Annotated in this window: 7 protein-coding genes and 4 pseudogenes; 4 read left to right on the forward strand and 7 right to left on the reverse strand. The window is 65.9% G+C overall.

Annotated features, from left to right (window positions below; genetic code table 11):
* Positions 1 to 68 precede the first annotated feature (68 nt).
* The 4 genes and pseudogenes from KIV56_RS11755 (at position 69) to KIV56_RS11770 (ending at position 3,276) form a co-directional block, all read left to right on the forward strand.
* Positions 69 to 524, forward strand: a complete 456-nt coding sequence (locus tag KIV56_RS11755) for a protein jag (protein WP_281536136.1) — start codon at positions 69 to 71, stop codon at positions 522 to 524.
* Between the two features lie 6 nt (positions 525 to 530).
* The gene (rsmG, locus tag KIV56_RS11760) at positions 531 to 1,169 is read left to right on the forward strand and encodes a 16S rRNA (guanine(527)-N(7))-methyltransferase RsmG (RefSeq protein ID WP_281533592.1); all 639 of its coding nucleotides are present in this window, start codon (positions 531 to 533) and stop codon (positions 1,167 to 1,169) included.
* A gap of 86 nt (positions 1,170 to 1,255) precedes the next feature.
* Positions 1,256 to 2,196 (forward strand): annotated as a pseudogene (locus KIV56_RS11765) (ParA family protein).
* Positions 2,196 to 3,276: pseudogene (locus KIV56_RS11770) on the forward strand (ParB/RepB/Spo0J family partition protein). The pseudogenes KIV56_RS11765 and KIV56_RS11770 overlap by 1 nt, the downstream one beginning before the upstream one ends.
* Before the next feature lie 496 nt (positions 3,277 to 3,772).
* Here KIV56_RS11770 and KIV56_RS11775 read toward each other — a convergent pair.
* The 7 genes and pseudogenes from KIV56_RS11775 to KIV56_RS11805 all read right to left on the reverse strand — a co-directional run.
* Positions 3,773 to 4,732, reverse strand: a complete 960-nt coding sequence (locus KIV56_RS11775) for a D-alanine--D-alanine ligase family protein (protein ID WP_281533593.1) — start codon at positions 4,730 to 4,732, stop codon at positions 3,773 to 3,775.
* 42 nt (positions 4,733 to 4,774) lie between these two features.
* Positions 4,775 to 6,096: pseudogene (locus KIV56_RS11780) on the reverse strand (PLP-dependent aminotransferase family protein).
* A gap of 136 nt (positions 6,097 to 6,232) precedes the next feature.
* Positions 6,233 to 6,556: a thioredoxin gene (trxA, locus tag KIV56_RS11785; protein WP_134448545.1), complete on the reverse strand. Its 324-nt coding sequence runs from the start codon at positions 6,554 to 6,556 to the stop codon at positions 6,233 to 6,235.
* A gap of 9 nt (positions 6,557 to 6,565) precedes the next feature.
* Positions 6,566 to 7,540, reverse strand: a complete 975-nt coding sequence (trxB, locus tag KIV56_RS11790) for a thioredoxin-disulfide reductase (protein ID WP_281533594.1) — start codon at positions 7,538 to 7,540, stop codon at positions 6,566 to 6,568.
* Positions 7,541 to 7,702: 162 nt separating this feature from the next.
* On the reverse strand, positions 7,703 to 9,322 hold the full coding sequence (murJ, locus tag KIV56_RS11795; protein ID WP_281533595.1) for a murein biosynthesis integral membrane protein MurJ: 1,620 nt from the start codon (positions 9,320 to 9,322) through the stop codon (positions 7,703 to 7,705).
* The gene (locus KIV56_RS11800) at positions 9,315 to 10,514 is read right to left on the reverse strand and encodes a DUF6049 family protein (protein ID WP_281533596.1); all 1,200 of its coding nucleotides are present in this window, start codon (positions 10,512 to 10,514) and stop codon (positions 9,315 to 9,317) included. Before KIV56_RS11800 ends, murJ begins: the two co-directional genes overlap by 8 nt.
* A gap of 226 nt (positions 10,515 to 10,740) precedes the next feature.
* Positions 10,741 to 11,460 (reverse strand): annotated as a pseudogene (locus KIV56_RS11805) (DUF6049 family protein); the annotation flags it as partial.
* Positions 11,461 to 11,510: the final 50 nt, after the last annotated feature.

Here is an 11,510-nt window from a genome sequence, read left to right on the forward strand (position 1 = left end):
ATCGTGACTGAGAACACCGACGTGATCGCCGCGGCTTCCCCCGCGGAAGATGACTCCCCCCACCCTCGATCAGGCTCGAGAAGGAGGGCGACGTCGCTGCGGACTACATCGAGGAATTCCTCGACATCTGCGACCTCGACGGTGACATCGACATCGATGCCCGCAACGGCCGCGCCTACGTGTCTGTCAACTCGACGGATGCCGGAAGCCTGCGCCTGCTCTCCCGCCCGGACACTGTGAACGCCCTCCAGGAGCTGACCCGCCTCGCGGTGCAGAACAAAACCGGCTCGTTCTCCCGGTTGATCCTCGACATCGGCGGCTCCCGTGAGGCCCGCCAGGCCGAACTCGGCGTCCTCGTGACGCGCGCGATCGAGCGCATCGCCGCAGGGGCGACGGAGGCATCCCTCCCGCCCATGTCGTCCTATGAGCGCAAGCTTGTTCACGACCTCGTCTCCGAGCACGGTTACGTGTCTGAGTCCACCGGTGAGGGCCGCGACCGTCACACGGTCATCACCGCGGCTTAGTTTCACGTGGAACCCGTGAACGATACGCTCGAGACCGAACCCCTCGTCACCTCCGGACTCTTCGGGGACCGCATCGACGTCGCACGCGCCTTCGCGGCCAATCTCGCGAGCCAGGGTGAGGAGCGCGGCCTGATCGGCCCGCTCGAGTTGCCCCGGCTCTGGAGCCGGCACATCCTGAACTGTGCGATCATGGCCCCTTTGCTCCGCCCGGGACTCGTCGGCGACGTCGGCTCGGGTGCCGGGCTACCCGGCCTCGTGCTGGCGATCATCCGTCCCGACGTGGACTTCGTCCTGATCGAACCGATGGAACGCCGCGTGGCCTGGCTGACCGAGCAGGTTTCGGAACTCGGTTTGATCAACACGACCGTCATTCGCGCGCGCGCCGAAGACCTGCACCTCCCGCATCCGCTCGATCAGGTCACCGCTCGGGCAGTAAGCGCTTTCCGAACACTCATCCCCCTGACAGCCCCGCTGCTCAGGGGGGGGGGTGAGCTCGTGCTGATGAAGGGCGCCGGAGCTCAGGGCGAGATCGCGGCTGCGTCCAAGGAGATTCGACGTTTTCACCTCAGCAATGTCGAAGTGATCACCCTCGGCGAGGGCGTGCTGCAGGACGTGACCCGGGTCATAAGGGCTACAGTTGATTAGTCCCCGATCGGCGTTTCGCAACCCGCGAACACGGATCGTGCATCACCCTCGGATGGCTCTTCAACCGTCGAACGTAAAGGTTTCACGTGAAACAACCCGGCCAGGACCAGCACGACACCACGGCCGCACCCGGTTTTGATAGCAGCACTCCCCTCGCCCGGGAGATCAGCGAGCTGACGCGCAGGCGCCAGGTGATCGCGGCGGAGAAGCTGCCCAAGCCCGAGCGGACCCGGGTCATCACAGTGTCCAACCAGAAGGGCGGGGTGGGTAAGACCACGACCGCCGTGAACCTGGCCGCGGCACTCGCACGACAGGGCGCCCGGGTGCTCGTGATCGACCTCGACCCGCAGGGGGAACGCCTCGACCGCGCTCGGCGTCGAACACCGCGCGGACACCCCGAGCGTCTATGACGTGATCATCAATGATGTGGAACTCGCCTCGGTGGTGCAGAGTAGCCCGGAATTCGGTTCGCTCTTCTGTGTTCCGGCGACCATTCACCTCGCCGGAGCCGAGATCGAGCTGGTTTCCCTTGTCGCACGGGAACAGCGACTGAGCCGGGCCCTCAACGTGCACCTGGCCGCGATGATGGATCCCTACGACTACGTCTTCATTGACTGTCCCCCGTCGCTCGGACTCCTCACGATCAACGCCTTTGTGGCAGCGAGAGAGGTCCTGATCCCGATTCAGTGCGAGTACTACGCACTCGAAGGCCTGAGCCAGTTGCTCAAGAACATCGAACTGATCGAGAAGCATCTCAACCCTGAGCCTCACCGTGTCGACCATTCTCCTGACGATGTACGACAGTCGCACCAACCTCGCCAACCAGGTGGCGCAGGACGTGCGCGATCACTTCCCCAACCAGGTGCTGAGCACCCTCATTCCGCGCTCTGTGCGCGTTTCTGAGGCCCCGAGCTACGGGCAGAGCGTGATCAGTTACGACCTGAACTCGGCAGGATCGCTCTCCTACCTTGAAGCAGCAGCGGAAATCGCCAGACGCGGTGCCCCCCAGACAGGAGAACGACAGTAATGGCGAAAAGAACAGGCCTCGGCCGTGGCATTGGCGCCCTGATTCCGATCCAGGACGACCCGACCCTCGCCCGTCCCGTCGATGTCTTCTTCCCGTACTCCCCCGCGGCGAAGGCGAGTGCCGCCGCAGCACTCGCCGTGGCCAACGCCGAGGCCGGGATCGTCGCCGTTGACCTCGCGGTCGTGGCAGACGCGGATGTCGATGGTTCTGACGAGGCCGGTTCTGACGTGGTCGAGCAGGCGGATGCTGACGCGCCCGTCCTGGTCCCCGTTCCCGGTGCCCGGCTCGCGCACTTGAATCCGTTCGACATCGTCCCGAATGCCCAACAGCCCCGCAGCGTGTTCGACGAATCCGATCTCGCGGAACTGGTTCACAGCATCCGCGAGGTCGGTGTGCTGCAGCCGATCGTGGTGCGTCCGCTCCCGGATCAGCCGGGAAAGTACGAACTCGTCATGGGTGAGCGACGGCTGCGGGCGACCAAGGAAGCCGGCCTTGACTCAATCCCCGCCGTGGTCCGGGACACCGCCGACGTCGATATGCTCCGGGACGCCCTGCTGGAGAACCTGCACCGCGCCCAGCTGAACCCGCTCGAAGAGGCGTCCGCTTACCAGCAGGCTCCTTGCAGACTTTGGAATCACCCAGGACGAGCTCGCACAGCGAATTGGCCGGTCAAGGCCACAAATTACCAACACGATCCGTCTGCTGAAGCTCCCGGAGGCGGTGCAATTGCGTGTCGCGGCCGGGGTTCTCTCTGCTGGACACGCCCGCGCCATCCTCTCCGTCGGCGACCCGGAAGGGATGCTGCGGCTCGCGGACAAGATCGTGAACGAGGACCTGTCCGTCCGCGCCGCGGAGGCCGCTGCGACGGCGGGGCCTAAGGTACAGGCACCGCGCCCGTCCGCAGGCAAGCGGCAGGGTCACCTCGACGAAATCGCATCGCACCTCGGTGATCGTCTGGACACCCGGGTGAAGATCAACCTGGGTGCTCGCAAGGGCCAGATCAATATCGATTTTGCGACCATCGGCGACCTGAACCGGATTCTTGCCGTGCTGGGTGAGCCTGGCTTCGGATCGAACTAGATCCCGCGGTCGAACGGACCTGTCCCGCTCGGGTGTTTCACGTGAAACATCACGCACGCGCTCCAGTAGGCTCAGCCGCGCTGACTCGCTGCCGCATGTTTCACGTGAAACGTATTCCACGAAGCGTAGCCGGGGCATGTTTCACGTGAAACATGGCGGCAGACTCACCCGGCGGGTGTCCGGTCGTTCGTGACTCGACGCCCATTATTCGCAGGCGACCACCGTGTCGTGTGGATGGTCGGCCCTGCGTGCGTCACGTTCGCGACGCATGTTTCACGTGAAACTCGAAATTTCACGGACCGCCGACGACGAGACGATCACCGAGCGAGAGTTTCACGTGAAACGTTGTGTCGGACATCGCGCCTGAAGGCCCATTCCGGGAGGTTTCAGGTCTCCAGAACGCGTTCTAAGCGGACTCAGGGCTTGCGAGAATTTCCGAATCGCGACCTAAATGGGGCGAATTCCGGGTGACTTGGGCGATGTGGTCGGATCAGGGTCAGTCGACGGTCGCGATGGCGGCACGCGCGAGAGACTCGTAGACCTCGCCGAGCGTTGCACCGGAGGCTTCGATGGACTGGGGGACCAAGGAGGTCTCGGTGAGCCCGGGGAGGACGTTGGCTTCGAGGAACCAAACCACGCCGTCCTCGTCGACGATCAGGTCGATCCGGGAGATGTGCCTGAGTCCGAGCAGCGTGTGGATGGCGACCGCCGTCTCGGCGACGAGGACGGCGATGTCGGCGGAGATGCGCGCGGGTGCGTAGAAGAGAGTCTCGCCGGCGTTGTAGCGGGCTTCAAAACTGTAGACGCCGTTGACGGGAACGATCTCGACGGCCGGGAGGGCGCCGGGACCGGCGCCTGAGTCGATCACTGTGACGGCGAGTTCGGTGCCGCGCACCTTCTCCTCGACGAGGGCCACTGAGTTGTAGGTGTACGCCTCGACCATGGCTCGCGGAAGCTCGGCGGCGGTGTCGACTATCGTGACGCCCTGGGCGGATCCGCCTTGCGCGGGCTTCACCACCAGGGGAGTGGGCAGGGCCGTCAGGAGGTGCTCGAGCACGCTCGCCGCTCCCAGGTCGCGGAAGGTCTCCTTGGACAGAGCGATCCAGTTCGGCGTCGAGAATCCGGCGCGACGGACGAGTTCCTTGGCCGTGGGCTTCGACCAGGCCAGGCTTGCGGGCCCGCCGAGGGAGCCGACGTGGGGGATACCCGTGGTTTCCAGGAGGGCGAGGAGCGCGCCGTCTTCGCCCGTCGCCCCGTGCACGACCGGGAAGATGACGTCGGGCGCCCGGGTGCTGAGGTCGAGAAGGAGTCCCGCCTGCGGGTCCAGGAGGGTGACCTTGTGCCCGAGGGTGGTCAGGGCATCCGCCACCCGTCGCCCCGAACGGAGGGAGATATCGCGCTCATGCGAGATTCCGCCGGCGAGAACGACAATCGCAAGGGTAGAAATATCGGTCATGATCAGGGATTCCTTGCTAATCGCGTGCGAGTGGTTCGTGGGCTAGGAGACGTCGGTCGGCAGCGGGTTGAAGCGACCGGGTGTGCGCACCGGATCGAGCGAGCCGGTGCCGGCGAATGTTTCGAGGAGGTCGAGTCTCATCGCGGACCACGGTGGCGAGGCGACGAACGCCGACCCGGATTTCTGCGGGGGTGGGGTAGCAGAACGACAACCGGATGTTCTGCTGGCCGTCGCCGTTGGCGAAGAATGCGGTCCCCGGCGTGTACGCGACAAGCTCCTTGACCGCGCGGGGAAGCATCGCCTTGGAATTGAGCAGCTGGGGCAGGGTGACCCAGACGTAGAAACCGCCATTGGGATTCGTCCAGGTGAGTTCGGGCAGGTACTCGTCGAGCGCGTTCAGCAGGGCGTCCTTGCGCTCGTGGTACACGCCGCGAAAGGTGTTGATCTGGGCCTTCCAGTCGGCAGTGGCGAGGTACTCGGAGATCACGAGTTGACTGAACGAGCTGGGTGAGAGCACGGCCGCTTCGTTGGCGAGGACGAGTTTTTCCCGGATCGCGTGCGGGGCGAGGGCCCAGCCGACGCGGAATCCGGGGGCGAGAGTCTTGGAGAAGGTACCGAGGTAGACGACGCCGTCGTCTTCGAGCGAGCGCATCGCATCCGGTGCCGGCTTGTCGAAGTACAGCAGGCCGTACGGGTTGTCCTCGAGGACAAGGATGTTGTTGGCCCGACAGATTTCGAGGATCTCGACACGTCGTTGCCAGCTCAGCGTGACCCCGGCCGGATTGTGGGAAGTTCGGGATCGTGTAGAGGAACTTGATGGTCTTGCCGGCGGTGCGCAGTTGAGTGATGTGCTCGCGCAGGGCCTCAGGGATGAGACCGTGCTCGTCCATGGGGACGTGGTCGACCTCGGCCTGGTACGACTTGAAGATGACCATAGCCGTCACGTAGCTCGGTCCCTCGGAGATCACGACGTCACCGGGGTCGAGGAAGAGTTTGCTGACGAGTTCGAGGGCGTGCTGCGAGCCGGTCGTCACGACGACATCGTCGGCGTGGGCACGGATGCCTTCGAGGGCCATGACCTCGAGGATCTGTTCTCGCAGCGCGGGGACACCCTGGCCGGAGCCGTATTGCAGGGCAACGGGACCCTGCTCGCGCATGACCCGTTCCATGGCGTTGACGACGAGGTCCGGCGGCAGGGCAGCCACGAACGGCATTCCTCCGGCCAGGGAGACGACTTCGGGGCGGGAGGCGACGGCGAAGAGGGCGCGCACCTCGGAGGCCCGGAGGCCCGCGGCTCGCTCGGCGTAGTGGTGGTACCACGGGTCGAGGTTGTTACCGGCCTGGGAAGAGGCTTGTGCAGTCACGTCACATCCGTTCTGGTGAGGCTTCAATCGTAGGCCCACCCGGATATGACGAAGCCCGCCCGGCGGGTGCCGGGCGGGCTTCGTGACTTTCTTCGCTCGGGGTTTCACGTGAAACCTGCCGGAGCGGGGCCGGACCTTAGGCCAGGTAGGCGGCCAGGTCGGACACGAGGACGACCTTCGGCTTGGCGCCGATGACGGTCTTCACGACCTCGCCCTTCTGGAACACCTTCATGGCGGGGATCGACGTGATCTGGTACTTCGCGGCGAGGGCGGGGAAGTCGTCGACGTTGAGCTTGACGATGTCGAGCTTGTCGGCGTGCTCTGCGGCGATCTGGTCCAGGATCGGGCTGACGGCGCGGCAGGGGCCACACCATTCCGCCCAGAAGTCCACGAGGACGGTCTTCTCGTTGTTGATGACTTCCTGGTCGAAAGTCGCGTCGGTAACGGCGCGTGCGGACATGTGTGCTCCTTAGTTGGTGGCTGTTGCGAATGCGGAGTCGCCGGCGCTGGCCAGCAGTTCCGCGGGGAGGGAAGCGAGGTAGTGCTCCGCGTCGAGCGCAGCCACGGTGCCGGAGGCGGCCGCGGTCACGGCCTGGCGGTAGTGCGGGTCGATGACGTCGCCGGCGGCGAAGACGCCCGCCTGGCTGGTCAGGGAGGATCGTCCCGCGACGGCGATTGTGCCGTCCGTCGTGAGATCGAGCTGCTGGTGCACGAGGTGGGTGCGCGGGTCGTTGCCGATGGCGATGAAGACGCCTCCGACGGGAAGGACGCGCTCGGCGCGGGAAACCGTGTCGCGCAGCACGAGGCCGTCGACGGCATCCGTGCCGGTGATGCCCTCAACGGTCGAATTCCAGACGAACTCGATCTTCGGGTTGGCGAACGCGCGTTCCTGCATGATCTTGGAGGCGCGCAGGGTGTCCTTGCGGTGCACAACGTAGACCTTGCTCGCGAACCTGGTCAGGAAAGTCGCTTCCTCCATGGCGGAGTCGCCGCCGCCGATCACGGCGATCTCCTTCTCCTTGAAGAAGAAACCGTCGCAGGTCGCACACCAGGAGACGCCGCGCCCGGAGAGGCGCTCCTCGTCTTCGAGACCGAGCTTGCGGTAGGCGGAACCGGTCGCGAAAATCACGGTGAGGGCCTCGTGGGTTTCACCGGAGCCGAGCGTGACGGTCTTGACGGACCCCGTCAGGTCGAGTTCGGTGACGTCGTCGTAGACGACCTCGGTGCCGAAACGCTCGGCCTGCTCCTGCATCTTCTGCATGAGGTCGGGCCCCTGGACGCCCTCGGGGAAGCCGGGGAAGTTCTCGACCTCTGTGGTATTCATCAGCTCGCCGCCGGCCTCGACCGAGCTCGCGATGAGGAGCGGCTTCAGGTTGGCGCGCGCGGCGTAAATGGCGGCCGTGAATCCGGCAGGGCCGGAGCCGATGATGATGATCTGACGCACGCGTAGACTCCTTCGCAGTGGGGGGCGGGGCAGGTGGTCTCGCCTCGCTGCCGGGTACAACACATCCTAATCGGATGCTATTCCGCGCCTCCCGGCCGGGGGTCCGCGTTCACGGCCGGTTGCCAGCGTGCCGGGGCGGTGGACGACAACCGGTGGGATGGATTAGTTGGAGCCGCGCGGGCGGAACCGGTTGATCAGCGGCACCAGGAAGACCCGGAGTTCCTCGCTGCGCATGAGCAGCAGCATCCCGAAGTAGGCGAGCGTCATTACAGCCCCGATGACGAGCATCGAGACGATCGCTTCCAGGCGACCGGAGACGGCAAAACCACCTTCGTGTGTGCCGCCCAGGAGCAGGAGTATTCCGAGGCCGAGGATGAGGGGAGGGATCGCGGCGACGACGTACCGGACCAGGCTTCGCAGGATGCGCCGGCCGTCGATCCCGCCCAGGCGTCGCCGCAGCAGGTGGCCGGCCAGAACCGTTTGCAGGATTCCGGACACCGTCACGACGAGCGCGATGCCGACGGCGATCCAGGCCGGGGGAAGCAGCGAGCACGCGAGCACTCCGGCGACGACCAGGATGACCTGGAAGAGGGTGAAGAAGAACGGGGTGCGGGTGTCGCCGAGCGCATAGAAGGTGCGTTGCAGGACGAACAGCACGCAGAAGGCGACGAGGCCGAGAATGTAGGCGATGATGACGTTGCCGGTGCCCTGCACCTGCTCGAACTTCCCCTGGGTGAAGACGGCGGAGAACGGATAGGCGCAGACGAGGATCACCGTCGAGGCGAGCACGATCAGGAGCGATGTCCCTCGGATAGCCGACGAGGCATCCGTTCTGAGCTTCGCGACGTCACCGCGGGAGGCATGCTCGCTCATGCCGGTGAAGTAGGCGGTGGCCACCGAAACGGTGATGACCGAATGCGGGAGCATGAAGATGAGCCAGGCCGTCGCGAGCACGGCGACGGATGCCTTGCCCGTGGCCAGGGTGACGACCTGGGTCTCGACGATCCCGGCGGCCGTGCTCAGCAGGAGCATGCCGAAGGTCCAGCTCGCGGTCTTCCCTGCAGCGCCGAGACCGACACCACGGAACTGAAAATCGGGGCGGAAGCGCAGTCCGATCCGACGCCAGAAGTAGAACAGCACGACGGCCTGGGCGACGACGCCGAGCGTGGCGGTGCCGCCCAGGAGTGCGACCATCCCCGGAGTGAATTCACTCGCCGTGCGATCACCGTTGGGGTCGGTCCCGGCCACGAGTGCGAAAACGAAGATTCCGGTGAGGGCCACCACGTTGTTGAGCACCGGAACCCAGGTGAACGGCCCGAACGACTTTCGCGCATTCAGGACCTCACCCAGAACCGTGTACAGGCCGTAGAAGAAGATCTGGGGCATGCACCAATAGGCGAAGGCGATCGCGAGGTCCAACTGCGCTGGAGGCAGGTGTAAGCCGATGAGGGGCGTGATGACCGGGACAAGGAGAGTCGCAGCGAGGGTGGTGACCGCGAGGACGGTGAGCGCGAGGGTCAGCAGCTTGTTGATGTACGCGGTGCCGCCGTCGAGGTGCAGGCCCGCCCTCACTATCTGAGGAACGAGAACCGCGGTGAGGACTCCTCCTGCGACGATCGTGTAGACGGTGTTCGGCAGTTGATTGGCGAGCGCGAACGCATCGGCGCTCGTTCCGTACAGGCCGATCACGCCTGCGAGGACGATGACCTTCACGAATCCCAGGATGCGGGAGACGATCGTGCCGGAGGCGAGGAATGCGCTTGCGCGCCCGATGCTAGCCACGCGGCACGACCGGGGGATCGACAGGCGCGTTCACGGGGGCCTCCACAGCGGCGTCGGGCGTCGGCTCGATCGCAGTGCGTTCGCGGCGGCGTCGCTGCACGTTCCGCCAGATCCCGAATCCGAAGAAGAGCACGAGCAGGGCGGCGAAGATGAGCGAACCGAGGCCCTCCCAGTCCGCACGCACGTTGATCGGAATCTGACTGGGCTGGCCGACGACGGAACCGTCCGGTGCGAAGAGGGTGATCCTCAGCGTGACGGCACCGTTCCCGACGGCGGCCGTCACGGGCACCTTGACCGTCCTGGCCGAGGAGGCCTCGATCGTCGCCTCGATGACATCGCCGCCGACGATGAGCCGGCCGTTGGACGGGACGACCTGCACCTTCACCGTCACGGACTGCCCGAGGGCGTTGTCGAGGGTGATCGGGATGTCGACCTGGCTGCCGACGACGTTGATCGGACCCTTCGTGGACACGCTGATCGAGGAGAGCAACACAGAGGAGTCCACGAGGCTTGAATTGACGGCTTCGCGCCAGGCATCCGTGTCCTGCGCCCAGCTCGAGGAGAACAGTGCGAGGCTCGTCAGCCGCTGCGTCGCTGTGATGGCGATCGGTTTGGAGAGTGCTGTCGAGAACGCGCTGATGTCGTGTTCGCGCTGCAGCAGGCTGCGCGCCGGGCCGAGACGGATGTCGGAGACGGCTTGGGACTGGAAGCTGACGTCAGTGGCCGGCGAGGCAGCGCGTGCCGCGGCCAGGGTCGCCGGTGCCCGCCAACCCAGGCCTGCGAGGGCGGCCAGGGTCTCGCTCAGCCGGACACCTCCCGGCGTGGTGCCACGATCGAACGTGGCGAGGAGGGTGCGCACGGTCGCAGGGCGCTCGGCCGAGACGACCGCGATCTGGGAACTCAGTTCGGCCATCGCGACCTGCCAGTCGGTGTCCGTCGTGGCGGTGGCGGCCGCGCGGAGCGCTGCGGAGATCGGTTCGTCAGTGACCAGGGCGTTCCCGTGCCCGCCGGCCAGGACGACGTTCGCGTTGGGGGTTTCGGTGAGGTCCGACTGGGCGGTGTTGGCTCCGCCGAGGATGAGGCTCGAGAGGCCGCCGGCCGTGAAGACGTCGAGGTCGGCGGCCGCGACCGTTCCCGTCATCGGCCAGCCGACGTCGGTGGCCGTGTAGTTCCAGGCCAGGAGCCTGCTCACTCGTGGGGACCGTGCCCGGAGTGATCACGGGTGCTGAGGTCGGGGGCGGAGTCGGAGTCGCTGTTCCAGTGGCCGTGTTGGTCAAGCCTGCGGGGGCGCTGCCGGTTGCCGTCGGCGTCGGCGTCGGCGTCTGAGTCGGCGTTGACGTTGTCGGGGAGGTGAAGTTCGAGGCGCTGATCGACTGGTCGAATGAGATGGGAACCAGCAGAGTTCCGGCAGCGGCCTGGGTCTGGAGCGTGAGGTCGGCATCCGCATAGCCGAGCGGGAATATATCGTTTTTCGCCTGGCCGAGGCGACTGAGCCAGGCCACGGCACTCGCCGGCGCCGTATTGCCGAGGATACGGATCGACGCGATGATCATCGGGTCGATCGCGAGCGTCACGTCGCGATTGATCACACCATCGAGCTGCCGGGAGAGCCTGCCCCCTGGCGCTGTGTACGTTTCGAGCGACTTCGCCGGGATGAGTCCCGTCGTCTGCTCCGGCACCGTGATCGGCATCACGACGGCGAGCCCGACCGGGGTGACGACTTCGTTGGAGTACCAGACGAAGGTGCCGCGCCCCTGCGCGAGGACGGACCCGTCCTCGGTGATCGTGGCCGAGATTCCTCGGGCGCCCCAGGCGTTGCCCGAGGTGAGGCCGATCTTTGCGGAGGGCACCGAGATGGCGACGGTTGCAGTTCCCGCCGGCGGGATGGCTGCCGGAAGGGCCGAGCGCAGCATCAGGTCGCCGGGCTTGCCCGTCTTGGTGGGATGCAGCCAGGCGCTGAGTCCGCTGCGAGTGGTCAGGGCTCGTTCGGCGAGGTAGAGCCTCGATCGTACCGGGGGTGATGGTGTCTGAGCTGTCGTTGGTGATCCGCACCGTGACCGCGAGGTCCTGACCTGACCGCAGAGGCGCCAGGGAGACGGGGGCCACCGTGACCGTGACGGGGTCCGTCGTCGCGCCATCCGCTGTCGGTGCCGGCGTGGGAGTGGCCGTGGCGGCGGAGGCAGCCTGA

It is taken from the genome of Cryobacterium breve (assembly GCF_027594785.1).
GTDB lineage: Bacteria > Actinomycetota > Actinomycetes > Actinomycetales > Microbacteriaceae > Cryobacterium > Cryobacterium breve_A.